We start from the raw sequence: 20,532 nt of genomic DNA on the forward strand, positions 1-20,532 counted from the left end.
ACGAGGGCGGCTTGTATTGCAGAGAGGGGATCTTGCAAAAAATGAGTAAGTTATGGGGCGGACGTTTTACGAAGCAGACCAACAAGCTGGTAGAGGAATATACGGCTTCCATCGGATTTGATCAGGCGTTGGCGGAAGAAGATATTCAGGGCAGTTTGGCTCATGTGGCCATGCTGGGCAAATGCGGCATTATTCCGCAGGCTGATGCAGACACGATTAAGGAAGGACTACACACGGTATTGGAACGTATCCGTCGTGGGGAGATTGAATTTTCGGTTTCCGACGAGGATATTCATATGAATATCGAAAAGAATTTGATCGAAGCGATTGGTCCGGTTGGCGGAAAGCTGCACACCGGGCGTAGCCGTAATGACCAGGTGGCAACGGATATGCACTTGTATTTGCGCGGACGTGTAGTGGCGCTGGTCGGTATGCTGCATGATGTGCAAGCCGCATTGATCGGGCAGGCGAAGGATAATCTGGATACGATTGTACCCGGATATACGCACTTGCAGCGGGCGCAGCCTATTTTGTTCGCGCATCATTTGCTGGCTTATGTGTCTATGCTGGAGCGTGACATTGACCGCCTCAAAGACAGCTACAAGCGGATTAACGTATTGCCGCTCGGCGCTGGAGCTTTGGCCGGAACCACTTTTCCGATAGATCGTCATTTTGTAGCAGAGCAATTGGGTTTTGACGGAGTTTATGAAAATAGTCTGGATGCCGTTAGCGACCGGGACTTTATCGTAGAGTTTCTGGCTGGAGCTTCGCTGATCATGACACATTTGTCGCGTCTAAGCGAAGAACTGGTACTGTGGAGCAGCACGGAGTTTGGCTTTGTTGAGCTGGATGATGCTTTTTGCACAGGCAGCAGCATTATGCCGCAGAAGAAAAACCCGGACGTACCTGAGCTGGTACGTGGTAAAACCGGACGCGTCTATGGCAATCTTGTTGGACTGCTGACCGTATTGAAATCCTTGCCGCTGGCGTACAACAAGGATATGCAGGAGGACAAGGAAGGCATGTTCGATACTGTCGCTACGCTGGAAGGGGCTTTGCAATTGTTCGCGCCGATGATCGCGACGATGAAGGTGAACAAGGATCGCATGCGTCAAGCGGTCAATCAGGACTTCTCGAATGCGACGGATATTGCAGACTTCCTCGTCGGCAAAGGACTTCCGTTCCGTCAGGCGCATGAGGTCATCGGCAAAACGGTACTGTATTGTATCCAGCATGGTAAGTATTTGCTTGATCTGACACTGGAGGAATTCCAGCAGTTTTCCGATTTGTTCGACGACCGCATCTATGAAGTGCTTCAACCGGAAGCGGTGGTAAATGCCCGGAATGTATACGGCGGAACTGCAACCGGACAGGTACAGGCAGCCATCGGACGCAGTGAACAGCTACTGAGCAGCACGTCTACATGGTTTGAAGGGCATAAACGGAGTAACTAATCAGCTAAAAGAAACATTATTCTCTGCACAGTAGCGGGACGTTGAGTAGAATTTGATAGTTTAGCACATATAGCAGGATATCAAGACAGCAAGGGCACCGTTCGGGGTGCCTTTTGTGCTTTTTAAGGTATGTGGCGTGTATTTGGCTTTAATGGTGATCTGAACAATGATAGATTGCGTAAGATTTCCTGGACAGGTGCAATCACAAAAATTATAAAATAGTTCTATATACCTATGTATGCATTAGTGTGAAAGTTTCTAGAATTTACATTATTGTATACCTACTCCTACTATGATTATGGTAGAATAGCACTAAGTTTTTAATTGGATTACCAATTCATCAGGACATAACTGGTATCAAATGAATAAATGTCAGGTTTTTACGGGTCTCTCTTGACCAGAAGACTTGCATCAATATGTAAACGAAGGGTTTAAATGAGAATAAGAGAATGCCCTGCTTTTCAGGAAGACGTAAGACTATGGATGCAGGGACAGGGCAAGAGGCAGAGTCGGGACGGTTCAGGGAGGTATTATGAGAAGCAAAAGAACGGCGCGACAGTTAAAGAGCGCATGGATCGGTTATCACGCTTCTGACGCTGATCAGCTGGTGTCTTCATTACACGAAGAGCGGATACAGGCAGAGAAGTTGCTGCGCGAGGAACGGGAGCTTTTCCACGCGGCGCTGGAACGGAAGAAGCAACGGGACGCGGAGTTGAAGCAGCTGCTTGCGGATGCGCTCGCAGAAGAGCGGCGTTGGATTGAAAGGGCGGGAATCCATGGGTGACAGGCTGAGGTGGCAGATGGGGGGAGTTTCAATTCCCCAAACCAAGAGAAGAATAAAAGAAGAGCGTCAGCAGATCGCACGACTGGAGCAGCAGCTGGAGGCACAGCGGACGGAGCAGGCCCCGGTGCTGTACAAGCTGGATTTTCATATTGAGGAACTGGAGCGGCGGCTCCAGGATACGGAACTGCGTATCCAGGCGTTACAGAGCGCAGTGGATACGACAGCAGCGGTGGAGCAGTTGCTGGATGAGAGTGTACAGGATGGACAAGCGCAGGAGGCGCAAGTCCAATATGCTAGCGGTCAACAGGAACAGGCTGCGGCAGGAGCCGCCTTGGGAGTAGTCTTCAGCGCTCCTGGTTCCGCAGGCGGAGAGGCCGCCACGGGAATACAGAACGGACGGAACGGCAAGGCTCGCCTGGGAGACCAATTGGTGGACAACGGCATGATTACCCGCGATCAGCTGACGGACGCCATCCGAAACCAGAAGCGTTATGGTGGCAGGCTGGGTGACATTTTGGTAGAGATGGGCTTCATTACCGCCGAGCAGCTACAGGAACAGGTGGACGGTGATGAATCCAAAGAGCGACTGGGCGACATGCTGGTACGTTCCGGCTATATTTCACCAGAGCAGCTAGAGCGCGCACTGGAGTTCCAAGCGAAGAGCGGCGGGCTGCTCGGCGATATTTTGCTGTCATTGCAAATGCTGGAGCCTGCGGATTTGTACCGCGCGATTGCTACACAGAACCGGATCGGCCGTATTGGTGAAGAGCTGGCACTGGATGCAGCCTATAAGTTACCCGAGCAGGTGGCCATGGCTTACGGCGTGGTCGTCATTCATGAATATATGAACCGCTATATTGTGGCGGTCAGTGACCCGTTGCCGGAAGAGCGGCGCTTGAAGCTGGAGGAAATCCTCGGCATGCCGGTGGAGCAGGTGCTGGCGACCAAGGAAGAGATGGAGCAGCTCTGGGGTAAGATCTACGGTGAAGAAATGATGCAGGAGAGCACGACCGGATTGTTGGAAAAAGAGCCGCATAATTCGGCGCGCACGACCTTTACGAAGGGACAACTGTGGGTGTTCGCGGCGATGGGCGTGATTACGCTGCTCGGTCTTTTCTGGAACAGCTGGAATACGGTGCTGATCATCAATATGCTGATTCAGCTGTTTTATTTTGCCATGACACTATTTAAATTTGGTATTATTTATCTCGGTTCCCGGCGTGGGGCGCAGCTTCGCTTCACGAAGGAAGAGGTCGACGCCATGGATGAGAAAAAGCTGCCGATCTATACGATTCTCGTACCAATGTACAAGGAGGCGGGCGTGCTTCCAATGCTGTTGCGGAATTTGGAGCAGCTTGATTATCCAAAATCCAAGCTGGATGTGCGGCTGCTGATTGAAGAGGACGATATTGAGACCATTGAGCTGCTTCGTGAAATGAAGCTGCCCGCCTATTATACGACACTGGTCGTTCCTGACGGCTTGCCCAAGACCAAGCCGAAGGCGTGTAACTACGGACTTATTCGGGCGCGCGGCGAATTTGTGGTTATTTATGATGCCGAGGATCGTCCAGACTCCGACCAGCTTAAAAAGGTCATTGCGGCGTTCGACTCGCTCCCTGAGCATTATGCGTGTATTCAAGCGAAGCTCAACTATTTTAACAGTACGCAAAATTTGCTGACCCGCTGGTTCACGCAGGAATACAGTATGTGGTTCGAACTGCTGCTGCCGGGTATTATGCAGTTAGATACGCCTATTCCTTTGGGCGGAACATCCAATCATTTTCGGGTATCCGTACTCAAAGATATCAATGCGTGGGACCCCTACAATGTAACCGAGGATGCCGATCTGGGTATACGTCTGTATAAAGGCGGTTACAAAACCGCCATTGTCGATTCCCGTACATGGGAGGAAGCGAACAGTCGCGTAGGGAACTGGATTCGTCAGCGGTCACGCTGGATCAAGGGATACATGCAGACATGGCTGGTTCATATGCGCAATCCGGTGAAGCTGGTGCGTGAGGTGGGCTGGAAAGGCTTTTTCGGCTTTCAGGTGATGATTTTGGCGACACCGATGCTACCTTTGCTGAATCCGATCTTTTGGGGATTGCTGATTTTATGGTTTGGCTGGGAAATGGCCTTTATTCCCAAGTTGTTCCCGGGTTATGTGTATTACCTGGCGAGCGCGGAATTTTATATCGGTAATTTTTTGTTCGTATTCAGTAATGTGGCCGGAATGTATTGGGTCATCGGGGAACTGGAAGAGCGCGGTGAACGTACATTTTCATACGCGATGGTCAAATATGGGCTACTCTCGCCGTTATATTGGGTACTTATGAGTATAGCTGCGGTGAAAGCAGCTTGGCAGCTCATTACCAAGCCGTTCTATTGGGAGAAGACGACGCATGGTCTGACCGATATGCACGACTTGGATGATGCCCCGGTACAGTCCTCCTGAATATGAAGAAAGAAGGAGCAAGAATGGAGACAAAAACACCTTTTTTATCCGTTGTCATTCCCATGTACAATGAAAGCTCGCATCTGGAGCGTTCCCTCAAGGTGATTGATGGGGTGCTGTCTGTCGTCACTTCACGTTATGAGCTGATTGTCATAGATGACGGTTCCAAAGATGATACGTGGCTCAAGCTGTCTGAATTGTCCCGCCGTATGCCTTCTCTGCTCGCACTTCGGCTGAGCCGGAACTTCGGCAAGGAGCTGGCGCTGTGCGCTGGTTTGGAAAATGCCTCCGGCGATGCCATCATCGTCATGGACGGAGATTTGCAGCATCCTCCTGAGATGATTGGGGAAATGGTGCGTTTATGGCAGGATGAGGGTTACGATCTGGTCGAATGTGTGAAGGAATTCCGTGGAGAAGAGTCGGTGGGCAAAAAGCTTGGGGCTTCATTGTTCTACGCGACCTTGAATCGTCTGACAGGCTTTAACCTCAAAGATGCTTCGGATTATAAGCTGCTGGACCGCCGGGTGGTGGATGCCTGGATGGCGATGCCTGAGCGGATTCCGTTTTTTCGCGGGATGACGGCTTGGCTTGGTTTCCGTAAAACCCAGATTTCGTTCCGGGTGGCTCCGCGGGAGGAGGGCCCCAGTCGCTGGAGTCCGTTGGGGCTGGTTCGGCTGGCAGCGGAAGCAATAGTTTCGTTTTCAACCGTGCCGTTGCGGGTAGTAAGTTTAATGGGACTCATTTTTATGCTGATTTCAGTTATATTGGGAATTCAAACCTTGGCGCACAAATTAACGGGTACCGCTGTGACCGGTTTTACAACTGTTATTTTGCTGCTCTTGATTATCGGCAGTGTATTGATGCTGTCCATCGGAGTGGTAGGAGAATATATCGCCGCCATATATCACGAAGTCAAAGCCAGACCTCGTTATCTAATTGCAGACAAACGAGCGAACGCTGACCGATTGTGGGTGGACAGGGAGTTTAATCAACATGATCAGACGTTCATATCTAAAGTATCCAATCATTAAATATGGCATAGTGGGGCTGCTGGGTACAGGTATCCATGTCGGTGTACTTGTACTGCTGGTGGAAATGTTCAGGGTGCCTGCGGTAATGGCTACTACGATCGGATTCGTAGTCACGCTGCTGGTGTCGTATGTGCTGAACCGGAACTGGACATTCGAGCCTACCGGGGAGGGGAGTCGCACCCAGTTTCTTAAATATTTGTTGGTTTGCTCCTGTGGCCTGCTCTTGAATGCAGGTCTTATGTACGCAACCATTCATTGGATCGGCTGGTCGTATCTGATTGGTGAGGTACTGACCACCATCATTGTGCCCGTTCATAATTATATCTGGAATCGCTATTGGATCTTCTCTGTTCCACAACAGCGTCAGAAAGAGACTTCATGATTTTGAGAAAACACGGAAAAATGTTAACTTTGTTCGCTTGCGTTACTGCGCTTGAATTGGCGGTGGGCATTTATTTTGCCTGGCATCTCGGCTATATGCACACTGATGCGCTCAGCCGGGTCGCTAACGCCTTTTATGTGCTATACAGCCGTGACCCTCATCTGGGGGCTATCGGGTTTGTATGGAATCCGTTGCCCAGCCTGATGGAGCTGATCGTGCTGTTGTTCTATCCGTTATTTCCAGTGCTCGCTTCTCATGGACTGGCTGCCGTGATTGTGAGCAGCGTGTTCGCAGGGGCCAGTGCGGCGCTATTGTACAGAACCGGGAAACAACTGGGGCTTCATGGTGGAATCAGTCTGCTGATTGCGCTGTTATTTTCGCTGAATCCGTTCATGTTTTTGTTCGGCTTCAACGGGCTGAGCGATTCGCCGTATATCTTCTTTATTCTTCTGACGGTGACCCGATTCTGTATGTGGTTGAAGGATCGCAAGGCGGCACACTTGATTGTGTCAGGCTTTGCGCTCGCTTTGGCCTTCTGGGTGCGCTATGAAGCGGTTCCGCTCGGTATGGGGATGGCTTTGGGGGTAATGCTGACGGTTCTTTTTCTACATCGGCGGCGCATCGCCAAAGACACGAATACAAAGGAATTATCCATCAGTGAGCGTCTGTACAAGGTGGAAGCGACCTGGCTGTTGTTATTGCTGCCGATCATCTTTTCCGGTCTGCTCTGGATCTTTTTTAACTGGATTATTATGGGCGACCCGCTCTATTTTTTACGTTCGGAATATTCCAATGCCACCCAATCGGCGGCTTTGCTGGAGGATCAGCGTTTTGCGGCGATGTTTGCCCATCCTGCGCTGATGCTGCAATTTATCGGGCAACGTACTTCATGGTATGCGGCACCTCTGATTGCAATTTTGCTCGTACGTTTATTGGACAAGCGTCTGTTCAGTTGGAGCACATTAACACTGCTGGCAATCTTCCTATCCGTACCCGGTCTTCAATTATTGCTGATGCTCAAGCAGTCTTCTTTCGGCTGGTTTCGGTACTTTATGTACGTGTTCCCGATTACGATCGCCTGGGTGCCATATGAGCTGAGTTTAATGAAGGGGAAAATGCGGGGAGTCGGAGTGTCGATGGTGACAGCCGGGATGCTGATTACAGCAGGCTTGTTGTCCTATGCGCTCAGCAATCCCGCTATTGCGGCAGATGAACACAGCTACCTGACGCATAGTGGAAATGAAAGCTATGATCGGCAATTAATTGAACGAAAAATTGCGCCGTGGCTGGATGAGCATTATAGTTCGTCTCTCATTTTGACAGATTCCTATGCGGCTTATCCAATCATTTTGAGCAGCAAGATTCCAAAGAAATTTATGATTACGAGCGACTATGATTTTGGAAAATCCTTAACGGATCTGCCTGCTTCCAAGGTGGATTATGTTCTGGTAACGCGCATGGTGGAAGGGGTTCCGCTGGATCAGGTAAACCGAAGCTATCCCAATCTGTTTGAAAAGGGCGCTCCGTGGGCTTCCTTGATACGTGATTTTAGTGGACAGTGGCGGTTGTATAAAGTGGAACATGATATAGAGCCATGATAATTGTATTTCAGGCAGCAGAGTAGTCGCGGTTGGGTTGATCCGGCTGTAGGGGGGAATTAGGATTCCAACCGTATTGCTACAACAAGTTTGAGGGGGAACGAGAGGAATGTCCTTTCGCAAATGGTCTGCAAACAGATGGATGGTTATAGGTCTGTTTGTGTTTATACTTGCGCTTGAGCTGTCCGCAGGCATCTATTTCAGCTACGTTCTGGGATATATGCATACAGACGCGCTCAGTCGCGTAGCCAATGCATTTTATGTGCTGTATAGCCGTGATCCGCATTTGGGTGCCATCGGATTCATCTGGAATCCGTTGCCCAGTCTTTTGGAAATGGTGATATTACTGCTATATCCGTTATTTCCAGCATTAGCATCCTACGGATTGGCGGCTGTCATTATGAGCGCTACCCTTGCTGCTTTGACAGGTGTGCTGCTGTATCGAGCAGGTGTCAGAACAGGGCTTGGCTCGGGAATGAGCTTGGTACTGGCGCTGCTCTATGCGCTGAATCCGTTTATTTTACTATTCGGTGCCAACGGGCTGAGCGATTCGCTATACATATATTTTATTATGATGACAGTGATTGAATTTGCGCTGTGGCTCAAGGACCGCATGACGGCGAGTCTGATCGTATCCGGATTAGCGCTTGCCATGGCGTTCTGGACTCGATATGAAGCAGTCCCTCTGGGGGTGGCGATGGCAGGCGGTGTGGTCGTAGCCATTCTGTTTCTTCACCGGAACATGGGCAGACGTGAGCTGCCTTTTCGGGAAAAGCTACATAAGGTCGAGGCGACCTGGCTGCTTCTCCTGCTGCCTGTTGTCTTTTCCGGTCTGTTGTGGATTTTCTTTAACTACCTCATTATGGGAAACGCCTTTTATTTCCTCAATTCGGAGTATTCCAACACCGCGCAATCGGCAGAGCTGCTAAATGATGATAAATTCGTGGAAATCTTTAATCATCCATTGGTTGCTTTGAAATTTATCGCTTCCAAAACTCTCTGGTATTCTGTGCCGTTGTTCGCTATTCTGTTCATTCGCCTGATAAGCGGGCGGTTGTTGCGGTGGGGAACGCTGATTATTTTGTTGTTGTTCCTGTCTGTGCCGGGTTTGCAATTTTTACTCATGATGAAGCAATCTTCATATGGATGGTTTCGCTATTTTATGTATGTATTTCCGATTACCGTCGCCTGGCTGCCGTATGAGCTGAGTCAGCTCCAGGGTAGAGCGCGGCGGGCGGCCTTTGGTCTGGTGTCCGTCAGTCTGGTGCTCACCGCCGGATTACTCTCCTATGCACTGACTCGCCCGGATATCGCGCCGGATGAGAACAGCTTCCTCACACGAACAGGTAATGTGAACTATGTGAGACAGGTATCGGACCGGAAAATTGCGATCTGGCTGGATGAGCATTTGCCCAAGTCGACTATTATGACCGATTCTGCCTCAGCTTACACCATGATCGTGTATAGTCAGTACCCGAAGCGCTTCCTGATCACAAGTGATTATACGTTTAACAGGGCATTAAGCTATCCGCAGGAAAGTCATGTGGATTATATTCTTGTACCCCAGATCAAGTCGGGCATGCCATTAAGTAAAATCAACATGGTGTATCCGAATTTGTATGAAAAAGGAGCACCCTGGGTTCAGCTCGAACGCGAGTTTAACGGGGAATGGCGCTTGTACAAAGTGCTTCCCAAGTCACAATCCGAATCTCCATCTACGGCTACGACGACAGCTCCTTGATCTGTGGCAGGACCATGAATATTGGTTAGCATATCGCTTCATAACGAATATCCACAGCTTAACCACTTCGCCATGATACGGCGAGGGAAGCTGCGGGTATTTTTTTACACCTATTTACTGCCCCTTGAGCGGCAGCCAAGCGAGTACATCCTGAATTTTCGCGTCCCAGTATCCCCATTCATGAGTCCCTGGACCCTCTTCGTAGGTCAGTGGAATCCCGGCAGTAACGCATGCTTGTCGAAAAGTCTGGTTTCCCTCATACAGAAAATCTTCCGTACCGCAGCATTGGTAGAGCCGGGGAAGCGAAGTCCCCAAGGTAGCATGACGTTGTAGAAGTTCCAGCAAGTCATGATCTGTTCCGCGTATTTCATCTGGGCCAAAAATGTGATTCCATTCCGCCGAACTCATCGCTTTATGTATAGGGTCGATGCGTGCTGCATGTAAATCCATCACCCCCGAGAGACTGGCCGCGGCCGCAAAGCGCTCTGGATGCTGGAGTGCCAGTTTGAAGGCGCCGTACCCGCCCATGGAAAGACCGGCAACAAAATTGTCTTCCCGCTTGGCGGACAAGGGAAAGAAGGAGCGTGCCAAAGCTGGCAGTTCTTCACTGATAAAGGTTCCATATGCCCCTCCCTGCTCCATATCCGCATAAAAACTCCGGTGTACCTGTGGCATTACAACAGCAATGCCCAGTGAAGCAACGTAGCGTTCAATGGAGGTTCTGCGTAACCAGATCGAATCATCGTCCGACAGGCCGTGCAGCAAATACAGTGTAGGGTGTGGCCCGGTTCCTTGCTTGCCCTCCAGTCCTATCTGCGAACGGGTTTCCTGAGGGAGAATAACATGCATGGATGTGTTCAAGCCAAGGATTTCTGAATAAAATTGACATTGAATAAGAGCCATAGAAAAACCTCTTTTACTAGGGATTTTGTGACCTCATTACAGTGATCTAGTATACGACTGATGATTTATTCAGTATACCGTAGCCTGTCCAAATATACATATCCAAGTAAATGACTAGGCATTAAGTCCTGAGTCCCATTTATCCTACATAAGGACGGTTTATGGTTATATGGGACGATTTTTTTGATTTGGGGGTTTTTTGGGTTTGATTTCTGGTAAAGTGTTTAAAAAAGAATGGTGAAGCCAATCAAAGGAGGAATTCAGAGTATGGGAAATAAGTTCAGAAACACGATTACTGGTGTATTGAGCACAGGTCTTATTCTTAGCGCATTCAGTGCAGCAGCAGCCGCTCCTCAGAATACAAGCGGTCATTGGGCAGGAGACCAAGTACAACGTTGGTCGGCTACAGGAAAATTAGACAGTGCGGTGAAAACGGATGCGGCCATCACGCGTGCAGAATTTATCGTTCTCTTGAACCGCAGTCTTGGTACGTTCACGCAGGATACTCCGGTCGTTACGGACGTAACGTATGCAGACAGTGTTCAGGTAAACGGTAATGGAAGCAGAACATTCACAGATGTACCAGCTTCGCACTGGGCATACAATGAACTGACAAATGCCGTGAATGCAGGTTACATAAGCGGCTATGCAGATAACAAGCTCAAACCGAATGGGAAAGTAACACGTCAGGAAGCAGCGGCTATTGTGGGCAAAGCCATTGGACTGACAGCAGGTAACGCGGCAGATGTCACCAAGTTCATAGACTCCGACAAAATCGGATCATGGGCGAAGAAAAGTGTAGCAGCCGCTGCGGAGCAAAAAATTATCAATGGTTATCCTGATGGTAAATTCCAGCCATTGAAGTCGCTGACACGTGCAGAAGCGGTTGCCATTCTGGATGCAGCTTCCGGTTACAACCTGAGCGCGGTTGATAATCTTACATCGACTCCTGGCGGAACGGTAACAGATTCCACATACAGTAACGTTACGGATTCGACGTATGGTAACACGTCTACTTCTTCTGGAAGCGAAACAGAAGATAGCAGTACCAGCACAGACAGCACAACGAATAACAGCACTAATACGACTACGGATACTACGGACAGCTCCACAACAACAGATACAAGCACCGATACAACTACAGATACAAACACTGATGCGGTAGCTACCAGCGATACACTTAAAGTAAACGAAGTGTATGACGGCGAAGGTACGATCACAGGGACAGCTAAAGCAGGTTCCACAGTAACCGCCTATTCCAATGATTTGCCAATCGGTAGTGCAGTAGCCAAGGACGACGGCACGTTCAGCATTAACGTGCTTACTCAAAAAGCCACTGTTAGACTGGTTATCAAAGCTGTGGATGCCGGCGGTAACGAAAGTTCGCCTGTAGAAATTTCTGTTTCAGGCAAACGCAGCGAGTAAGGCCATCCTGTCACTTCATATCGGCAATTCATGATTTTGATATCGAAATTTTGAATCTGTCATGCTAAAATCCCTCTTTAACTCCGCTGGTACCCATCCAGGCGGTAGTCGAAGGGGGATTTTTGCTATGCTGCTATGCGAAGTTTATTCACTTATGCCATCTTCTACAATAGGCTCCTGCTGTTCGCGTGTCTGTGGCTCAGGTGATGCGCTCCCGCCGCGAACAGCCACAATGCGCTGCTGCGCACGGTAGGTATCACGGCTGATTCGGGTGCGTTCCACGGTCTTGCCATCCACGATCTTCATTCGGTACGTTTCCACCACGTATCCCGCCTTGCCCTGCCGAAGCACCTGATAGAAGCCGGGGGAAAGTGAGTCATTACGAATTGTCTTCTCTGGGATGGGTAATACACGAACCGTACTCGATTCCAGCTCATAGGACACATTGGACGGGAAGGTGCCGAAAAATTTGACGGTCAGCGTCCGGTTTTGGACAGCAGCACGAAGGAGCAGATGCTTGCCGGTATTGTTTTTGAAACGGAAATTGATGGACCCCGTAGCAAAAGTCGCATCCTGCCCTTTGGGTAAATAGCTGACCGGTAAGGAATGGTTGCGGCGCTCAACAATGTCCAGGCCGACTCGCAGCGCCGCATTGTAGACAGTGCTGGATACCTGACAAATCCCCCCGCCTATACCCGATTCCAACTGCCCGTTCACGATCACCGGGGCTTCACGAAAGCCGTGTGTGCGCTCAGCTTTGGCAATGATTTGACCGTAATCGAATATCTCGCCCGGCTTGAGAATCAAACCGTCAACGGTGCTTGCCGCCGAATTGACGTTGTACACACGTCCTTCCGAGCTGCTGCCGAGGCTCGTGGAAAACTGGACGATTTTGCGCTCAATCCCTTCGCTTCGCAGACCGTCCACCGAAATTTCCGGCTCTAGTTGACGAAACGGCAACTCCACCCGCACTGGCTCCCCGGAAGAAGTAAAATCCTTGGGCAGCGCCTTATCGAGCGCTACGCCCAGTTTGGACCAATCCAGGCGACTGGCAGAGCGGCCCGGAATATAGCGAACCTGATCGTCCCCGTCGATCTGGCGCGTGGCATTGACAGGTTTGCCGTATCGTTGTTCCTCCCAATCGGCTCCCAGCCTGGCCTGCAAGGCCGATTCTTGCCGGGAAGGTGTGATGGTCCATTCTTTTCCAAAGGAAAACCGCGTCAGCGCGCGAGTCCAAAGATGCTCCGAGCCGAGCGCGTTCACGGCATCACGGAATGCCTTCGCTTCATAGTGGATACCCGCTTCCCCGAGCGTAAGCTTGATATCCTGCGCGCTACTGTCGCTGTCCGTCAGGATCAGGGGGCGTTGCTTCAATGCATTTAGCTTCGTGTCCAGCAGTCGAAGCGCGGCTGTTTTATTCATGGTTCCCACATTGACTCCTCCGACTGTTACGCCTTTCGGCAGCGTTTGCCTGTCGGCGTACAGATGCAGTCCTCCCCACAACATGGCCAACGCCAGAATTACAGTCCATATCCAGATAAAGGATAAATGAATTTTTTTCATAATGCGGCTGTCTCCTGTCTCGTAAGCTTGGCAGCGTGTTCATGTGCCATAATATTCATATATATGTGCCAAAAGCAGAAAACTTTCGGTACTATTTAGGTAACAAATTTGTTACAATGATAAACGGTATGATGAAATACAGGACTTTTTAAAGGAAATGCATGGAATATGTCGAATGGATATTAAGTTATACGTAATATGATTAAGCAGCGGGAAGTGATCGAGTGATTGAAATGCAGGATGTGTGGAAGACCTATACTAATGGAACCCACGCACTTCAGGGAGTATCGGTCAAAATTGACCGTAATGAATTCGTATACGTAGTCGGCCCGTCCGGGGCGGGTAAATCGACTTTTATGAAGCTTATTTATAGAGAAGAAGTACCGACCAAGGGGCAAATTTCAGTTAATGGATTTAATATCGGGAAGCTCAAGCAGCGTAAAATTCCCTATGTTCGTCGCAACATCGGAGTCATTTTTCAGGATTTCCGGCTTTTGCCGCGTTTGACGGCCTATGAGAATGTCGCTTTTGCGATGGAAGTCATTGAGGCTCCCAAGAAGCTGATTCGCAAACGGGTGCCGGAAGTGCTCGAATTGGTTGGCTTGAAAACGAAAATGAATCGCGAGCCTGCCCAGCTTTCCGGTGGGGAGCAGCAGCGCGTAGCTATTGCACGGGCTATTGTCAACAATCCGTCCGTGATCATTGCCGATGAACCCACAGGTAATCTGGACCCCGAAACATCATGGGAGATCATGCAGTTGCTGGACGAAATTAATTTTCGCGGCACGACCATTGTTATGGCGACACACAATAAGGACATCGTAAACTCCATGCGTAAACGCGTCATTGCCATCGAAAATGGCAACATCGTAAGGGATCAGGTGAGAGGGGAGTACGGATATGACTTTTAATACCTTCTTGCGTCATCTGCGGGAAGGCTTCAAAAACATATTCCGCAATGGCTGGATGTCCGTGGCATCCGTTACCTCGATTGTTGTGTCACTGCTTATACTGGGTGTGTTTATTATGCTGGTGCTTAACGTCAACTCCTTGGCTGATCAGGCGGATAGCCAGGTGGAGGTTAATGTATTTTTGGAGCTGAATGTAGAACAAAACATGCGTGAAACGCTGCAAAAGGAAATTGCGGCGATGCCGGAAATTAGCAAAACTACCTTCATCACCAAAGCTCAAGGCTTGGAGGAGCTGCGAAAAGATTTGGGAGACAGCGGCAAGGAACTGCTGGAGGGTTTTGATAAGGACAGCAATCCACTTCCAGACAAAATCGTTGTAGAGGTCATTGAACCGACGACGGTCCCATTTGTGGCTGAGAAGATTGAAAAACTGAACACGATACATCCGGAGAAACCGATTTTAAAGGTCCGTTACGGAAAAGGTACCGTGGAGACGCTCTTCACCATTACCAAGCTCATCCGTAATGTGGGCTTTGTATTCGTAGCTGGATTGGGACTTATGTCCATGTTCCTGATTTCGAATACGATCCGCGTGACCATTTTGGCACGACGCAGAGAGATTGGCATTATGAAACTGGTTGGTGCGACCAACTTTTTTATACGATGGCCGTTTTTTATTGAAGGTGCGCTTATTGGCCTGATGGGTTCTGTGATTACGGTAGGTATTTTGTTTGCTGGTTATCAGCGTTTGCTTACAGCCGTTCAAGGCGATATTGCACTGAATATGTTGAAGCTTATGCCGCTTCAGGGCGTCTGGATTCAATTGAGTGCCTTGCTTATCATTTTGGGGATGCTTGTCGGGATTGTAGGCAGTACCCTATCCATGCGCAAGTTCTTGAAAGTATAAAGATTCATTGGTGGACGTCACAGTCGGTATTCTTTAGAACGGGGAAGCCGGTGTTATTTTGCGATAAAGGATGGGGAGTGCAAGTTGAAAAAAACAGGATCTGTGTTGGCCGCTACCCTGGTAGCCGCATTGCTAATCCAGCCTTCTGACGGATATGCCAAAAGCATGCATGAAATCAATTCGCAACTGAATCAATTGGAAAAGCAGGCCCAATCTGCCAAGCAACAGCAGGAAAAGGCGGCTCAAGATAAACAGTATGCCCAACATTACAAAAATAAAACCGTGCAAAACCTGAAAATTGTACTCGACCAGATTAACAGCGTTAGCGACCAGTTGACTCGTGTAGCGGTTCAGATTGATCAAACCGAAGATAATCTGCGTGCAACCAAAAAAGATTTATCTGAAGCCATTGACCGCATTCAGGCACGTGAAAAGATGCTGGAAACCCGTGTGCGCTTGATGTATACGGACGGAACAGTATCGTATATGGACGTGCTTATGTCTTCGGCCAGCTTTAGCGATTTCCTCAGCCGGGTGGATTCCCTGAAAACGATCGTGGAGCAGGATCAGATCCTGTTGGACGAGCATAAAAAGGACAAGGCTCTGGTCGTAAGCAAGAAGAAGCAGCTCGACACAGAATATAAAAATGCCAAGAAGCTGTATGCGCTCAAGCAGGACGCCAAAGTAGAACTGAATTCGAAGGAAAAAGAGAAGCAAAGACTGATTGCCAATTACGATCATGATATTGCTGAGTCAGATGAAATCAGCGAAGAGCAAAATGATATGCTGGTAGCCCTTGCTAACAAACGTGTGGGTCTGGTGCAGCAGAAAAACAAGCTCAGAGCGGAGCAGGCTGCCAAAGCAGCACGCGCTAGAGCGGCTGCACGTGCTGCTGAAGCCAAGCGATATGCTTCATCTTCTTCAGGCGCCGGCTCGAATTCCAGCCATGCGGCAGCCAGTACGTATACGGGCGGATCAGGCACATTGGCTTTACCTGTATCCCATTACCGACTCTCATCTACTTTTGGCATGCGGGTACATCCGATTACCGGCAAGCTTAAAGGCCACACAGGTATTGATATGGCGGCTCCGCAGGGAACCGATATTCATGCAGCAGAAGACGGAGTTGTCATTGTTGCGGAATGGTGGAGTGGCTATGGAAACACGGTTGTGATTGACCATGGAGACGGGCTATGGACCCTGTACGGACATATTCGCAATGGTGGTACGGTGGTGCGTACAGGACAGACTGTGAAACGCGGTCAAAAAATTGCAGAAGTAGGTTCAACGGGCAATTCCACGGGACCCCACTGTCATTTTGAGGTGCGCGAGAATAACAAACCCGTAAATCCGATGAACTATTTATAGTAGATAAGGTAAGCCCTATTTGTAACCAATTCGGTTGTAAATAGGGCTTTGCTTTAATAGCTGTATTCCCGGTGCAGAACAGGTGCATTGAGACACGGAGTAGGATACAATTAACATATTCCGTACAAGCTAGACGTATACTGCGTGGATGGTTATGCGTTGTGAGGATAGGAACCAAGATAAAGAGAAGGCGGTGGACGATTAGATGTTGAAAAAAAGTACAGCGGTACTCTTGATGGTGATCGGGCTGCTAGGCGGAAGTCTGCTCACTTTTGCTTATACTGGAGCGACGACAGTGGGAAACAGCGCTCTGGGCGAAGGACTGCTGGCGAGTGTGACAGGTAGCAGTTCCACCTCCAGAAGTGATATCCGTAAAATCGAGACAGCGATGGATCTGATCCAGGGGCAATATTATCAGAACGTCGACCGTACCAAGCTGGTGGACGGAGCCATCAACGGTATGATGGAATCGCTCGGCGACCCATATTCCTCTTACATGGGTAAAGAAACAGCACAGCAGTTTGAACAGTCCATTGAAGGCTCCTTTACCGGAATCGGGGCCGAGGTAGCAGCAGAAAACGGAAAAGTGGTTGTGGTAACGCCAATTAAAGGCTCACCAGCCGAGAAGGCAGGGCTGCGCTCCAAGGACATTATTTTGTCCGTTAACGGTGAAACGCTAGACGGATTGGATCTAAACAAGGCTGTTTCCAAAATACGTGGACCTAAAGGCAGCCAGGCCAAGGTCAAAATCCAGCGTAGCGGCTCTCCTGATCCGTTGGAATACACCATTACCCGTGACAGCATTGATATGGAAACCGTGACGGCTCATATGGAAAGCGGCGGTGTAGGTGTAATCACGATTACCCAGTTCTCTTTAAATACAGCAGATCGTTTCAAAGAAGAACTCGCGAAGCTGGAAAAACGGGGACTTAAAGGGCTCGTCATCGACGTGCGTAATAACCCGGGCGGCGTGCTTTCCGTCGTGATTGATATTGCACAGCAATTTGTACCTGCTGGCAAAACGATCGTACAGGTGGAAGACAAGAATCAGAAGCGTGAAGAAGAGAAATCCAAAGGATCGAGCAAGAAATATCCGGTGACGCTGCTCATGAATAAAGGTAGCGCAAGCGCGTCCGAAATTCTGGCAGGAGCTCTCCAGCAATCGGCTGGCGCAGTATTGATCGGGGAAAATTCCTTTGGTAAAGGTACCGTACAAACCAGCTATGACAAGCAAATGGGCGACGGTAGTCTGCTCAAAATCACGATTGCCAAATGGCTCACGCCAAATGGAACGTGGATTCACAAAAAAGGCATTAAGCCGGATATTGCGGTGGATCAGCCTGAATTCTTCACAGCAGCGCCACTCAACAAGGAAAAGCCGTTGAAATACAATATGAATAGCGGCGATGTGAAAAATGCGCAAATCATTCTGCAAGGCTTGGGCTACAAGCCGGGTCGCGAAGACGGCTATTTTGATAAAGTGACGGAAAGCTCCGTTATTGCTTTTCAAAAACAGGCGAAGCTGACGGCTAACGGTGTGATTGATGCGAAGACAGCGGCGGCGATGGAAGCCAAGCTGATCGAAAAAATCCGTGATCCGAAAAATGACAATCAACTCAAGCAGGGGATTGAAGAGATTCGGAAGGAAATGAAGACCAGCGCAGCGAAATAATAATAAGGCTACAACAAAGGGGGCTGGAAACAGCCTCCTTTTATTTTGGGATTTATTTGCAGTCTGCCGGATTGTCTTCCCTACGTTGGCAATTTCATATAGAATAAATGGATATGAAATGTACGTGATCCGCTAAACAGCGGGCCAGGGGCATAAGGAGTGTGAATGAACTTGGAATGGGCTTTACAATGGGGATGGAGCGTTCTAAATGCTTGCTTGTACCTGCTTTTGCAGCCGTTTTACTATATCTCGATACTCATTGTCGCGCTTGGCTACCGTCGGCAAATGCTGCTGGAGCGCAAGCTCTTTCATACCAAGCTGCATAATTGGGCGGGTGAGACGTGGCGTGTGGTCTGGAGTGGTCTAATCGCGGGGCTGGCCCTGTCCGCTCTGGGAATGTTCGTAAGTGTCCATCTGACCTCGGCTTCTATCGTTTGCCTGTGGGTGACCACATTGCTGCTTATGCTGGTACGCGTGCGTTACCTGTGCCTGGCCTATTCGGTGGGCCTGCTGGGTGTAGCCCAGTTTGCTTTGAACGTGGCAGAAGGCTGGCAGCCTGTGGGAGCGCTTGGAGTATCAGTGGCAGCCATCCGTGGATTGGATATTCCGGCGTTGCTGGTGCTGGTTGCTGTGCTGCATGTGGCTGAGGCGCTGTTGGTTCGCTGGCAGGGAGGAAAAGCCGCAACGCCACTGTTCGTGGAGGGCAAGCGGGGAAGGCTGGTCGGAGGCTATCGAATGGAAGACCTCTGGCCCATTCCGTTGTTGCTTCTGGTTCCTGTTCAGGGAGGTTTTACGCTTCCGTGGACGCCGCTGTTTGGTGATGGATCCGGATATATGCTGGCAGCCTTGCCTGTCCTAATGGGCTTCAGCAGCGTGACGTTAGGCCAATTGCCACGCCAGAAGGCGGTGCTAACGTCTAACCGCCTGCTTCTCTACAGCGTAGCCTTGCTCCTGCTAAGCCTGCTGGCGGCGTGGTGGAGTCCGCTGACGCTGGTGGCAGCGTTGTTCTCCTTCTTGGCCCATGAGGCGCTGATCTGGTACGGCAACATGGAGGAGAGCCGCCTCAACCCTATGTTTGTTCATCCGGAGCAAGGGCTGCGTGTACTGGCTGTACTGCCGGATAGTCCGGCGACGGCGATGGGCATTCTGCCCGGCGAGGCCATTTACCGCGTGAACAGCGTCGTCGTGAACAGTCGTAACGAGCTGCATCAAGCCTTGCGGATCAACTCCGCTTTTTGCAAGCTGGAGGTACGCAACCTTCAAGGTGAGAGCAAGTTTGTGCAGCGTGGCATGTACGATGGTGATCACCATCAGTTGGGAGTCGTGCTTGCACCGGATGCGGACGCGAATTGGGCCGTATCCATACGTCCTGCCTCGATCTACCGGATTATGGCTATGCGCTTGGGCGCACGGCAGCGTAAAGGTGGACAGGCATCCAAGGCGGAGAGTCCAAGTTTGGACACGATAGAAAAATAAAGAGTACAGCAAGAGGGCAGTTTTATTTGACTAAATTTGAATAAGGCTGTCCTCTTTTTATATTCAGACAGTAGCCTGCTTGAAATGACTATTCTGATCGAGATACAATGGATATGTAATTCGATATCTTGATGAACCGAATGCCTATTATGTGTGTCAAGCAGGGAGAGGGAAAGATGAATGCGATTCACTTTATTCGAGAGTACATCAGGCATCCACGCAGCGTAGGCGCTATCATACCAAGCTCAAGACAGTTGGCCAAGCAAATTGCCACACCGATTTTTTTTGACAAAGCATCGTGCATCATTGAGTACGGTGCAGGTACCGGTGTGTTTACGCAAGAACTGATTTTGAACAAGCGCCCGGATACACTACTGCTAGTGATTGAGGCCAATGAATCGTTTTACAAAACATTGCTAAGCAAGTACGGACACTTGGAGCAAGTACACGTCATTCATGGATCGGCCGAGCATGTAGCCCGGTATATGAAACAGTATCATGTCTCAAAAGTGGATTACGTCGTATCAGGACTCCCTTTTACCAGTTTACCAGCCGCTTTATCCAGCCTGATTTTGGGACAAACGGCTGAAGTATTGGGCCAGGAGGGCAAATTTATTACGTTCCAATATAGTAAGGTAAAACACAATTTTTTTCGTACTTTCTTTGGTGACATCCAAATCAAAAAGGTACATTACAACGTCCCGCCCGCCTATGTTTTCACTTGCAGCCTGTAATCGGTCAGCTATGTAGAGGATTAGAATAGATACGAATGTGAAGATACGGAATTCCATGAGAAGACCTGGTCAGCGTCATTAAGATGTTGAAAAGGTCTTTTTTGTTGAGCATTTTGGAAGAAAATTGT

General features: G+C 49.5%; 16 protein-coding genes. 14 read left to right on the plus strand and 2 right to left on the minus strand.

Annotated features, from left to right (window positions below; translation table 11 throughout):
• Positions 1-41: 41 nt before the first annotated feature.
• From argH to ACWXW9_RS15475, 7 genes are all read left to right on the plus strand, one after another.
• Positions 42-1,454 (plus strand): argininosuccinate lyase, encoded by a 1,413-nt coding sequence (gene argH / locus ACWXW9_RS15445; protein ID WP_192512788.1) that lies wholly within the window; start codon positions 42-44, stop codon positions 1,452-1,454.
• Positions 1,455-1,986: 532 nt separating this feature from the next.
• Entirely contained in the window at positions 1,987-2,238 is a 252-nt protein-coding gene (locus tag ACWXW9_RS15450; RefSeq protein WP_431086457.1) for a hypothetical protein, read from the plus strand.
• Positions 2,231-4,693: a cyclic di-GMP-binding domain-containing protein, MshE-related gene (locus ACWXW9_RS15455; RefSeq protein WP_494930170.1), complete on the plus strand. Its 2,463-nt coding sequence runs from the start codon at positions 2,231-2,233 to the stop codon at positions 4,691-4,693. The genes ACWXW9_RS15450 and ACWXW9_RS15455 overlap by 8 nt, the downstream gene beginning before the upstream one ends.
• A 23-nt stretch (positions 4,694-4,716) precedes the next feature.
• Positions 4,717-5,724 carry a glycosyltransferase family 2 protein gene (locus ACWXW9_RS15460; RefSeq protein ID WP_494930117.1) on the plus strand — a complete coding sequence of 336 codons (1,008 nt, stop codon included), beginning with the start codon at positions 4,717-4,719 and terminating at the stop codon, positions 5,722-5,724.
• Positions 5,687-6,106: a GtrA family protein gene (locus tag ACWXW9_RS15465; RefSeq protein ID WP_137060511.1), complete on the plus strand. Its 420-nt coding sequence runs from the start codon at positions 5,687-5,689 to the stop codon at positions 6,104-6,106. Before ACWXW9_RS15460 ends, ACWXW9_RS15465 begins: the two co-directional genes overlap by 38 nt.
• The gene (locus ACWXW9_RS15470; RefSeq protein ID WP_494930118.1) at positions 6,103-7,704 is read left to right on the plus strand and encodes a glycosyltransferase family 39 protein; all 1,602 of its coding nucleotides are present in this window, start codon (positions 6,103-6,105) and stop codon (positions 7,702-7,704) included. The genes ACWXW9_RS15465 and ACWXW9_RS15470 overlap by 4 nt, the downstream gene beginning before the upstream one ends.
• A 109-nt stretch (positions 7,705-7,813) precedes the next feature.
• The gene (locus ACWXW9_RS15475; RefSeq protein WP_494930119.1) at positions 7,814-9,445 is read left to right on the plus strand and encodes an ArnT family glycosyltransferase; all 1,632 of its coding nucleotides are present in this window, start codon (positions 7,814-7,816) and stop codon (positions 9,443-9,445) included.
• A 114-nt stretch (positions 9,446-9,559) separates the two neighbouring features.
• On the opposite strand, the gene ACWXW9_RS15480 is transcribed toward ACWXW9_RS15475, so the two are convergent.
• Positions 9,560-10,348: an alpha/beta hydrolase gene (locus tag ACWXW9_RS15480; RefSeq protein WP_494930120.1), complete on the minus strand. Its 789-nt coding sequence runs from the start codon at positions 10,346-10,348 to the stop codon at positions 9,560-9,562.
• Positions 10,349-10,615: 267 nt separating this feature from the next.
• On the opposite strand from ACWXW9_RS15480, the gene ACWXW9_RS15485 reads away from it, so the two are divergent.
• Positions 10,616-11,773, plus strand: coding sequence for an S-layer homology domain-containing protein (locus tag ACWXW9_RS15485; protein ID WP_494930121.1), 1,158 nt, complete (start codon positions 10,616-10,618; stop codon positions 11,771-11,773).
• A gap of 144 nt (positions 11,774-11,917) precedes the next feature.
• Here the strand turns inward: ACWXW9_RS15485 and ACWXW9_RS15490 are convergent, their stop codons facing one another.
• Positions 11,918-13,336, minus strand: a complete 1,419-nt coding sequence (locus ACWXW9_RS15490) for a VanW family protein (RefSeq protein ID WP_494930122.1) — start codon at positions 13,334-13,336, stop codon at positions 11,918-11,920.
• A 224-nt stretch (positions 13,337-13,560) separates the two neighbouring features.
• Between ACWXW9_RS15490 and ftsE the strand changes: the two genes are divergently transcribed.
• The 6 genes from ftsE to ACWXW9_RS15520 all read left to right on the plus strand — a co-directional run bounded on the left by ftsE (position 13,561) and on the right by ACWXW9_RS15520 (position 20,404).
• The gene (gene ftsE, locus ACWXW9_RS15495) at positions 13,561-14,247 is read left to right on the plus strand and encodes a cell division ATP-binding protein FtsE (protein WP_014278394.1); all 687 of its coding nucleotides are present in this window, start codon (positions 13,561-13,563) and stop codon (positions 14,245-14,247) included.
• Positions 14,237-15,154, plus strand: a complete 918-nt coding sequence (gene ftsX / locus ACWXW9_RS15500) for a permease-like cell division protein FtsX (RefSeq protein WP_404519462.1) — start codon at positions 14,237-14,239, stop codon at positions 15,152-15,154. Before ftsE ends, ftsX begins: the two co-directional genes overlap by 11 nt.
• Positions 15,155-15,238: 84 nt before the next feature.
• Entirely contained in the window at positions 15,239-16,522 is a 1,284-nt protein-coding gene (locus tag ACWXW9_RS15505; RefSeq protein ID WP_494930123.1) for a murein hydrolase activator EnvC family protein, read from the plus strand.
• A 205-nt stretch (positions 16,523-16,727) separates the two neighbouring features.
• Positions 16,728-18,194: a S41 family peptidase gene (locus tag ACWXW9_RS15510; protein WP_494930124.1), complete on the plus strand. Its 1,467-nt coding sequence runs from the start codon at positions 16,728-16,730 to the stop codon at positions 18,192-18,194.
• A gap of 165 nt (positions 18,195-18,359) precedes the next feature.
• The gene (locus tag ACWXW9_RS15515; protein WP_494930125.1) at positions 18,360-19,670 is read left to right on the plus strand and encodes a serine protease; all 1,311 of its coding nucleotides are present in this window, start codon (positions 18,360-18,362) and stop codon (positions 19,668-19,670) included.
• Between the two features lie 176 nt (positions 19,671-19,846).
• A complete protein-coding gene (locus ACWXW9_RS15520) occupies positions 19,847-20,404 on the plus strand; it encodes a class I SAM-dependent methyltransferase (RefSeq protein WP_494930126.1) in 558 nt (185 codons plus the stop codon).
• The last annotated feature ends 128 nt before the right edge of the window (positions 20,405-20,532 follow it).

It is taken from the genome of Paenibacillus sp. LT-B23 (assembly GCF_059417685.1).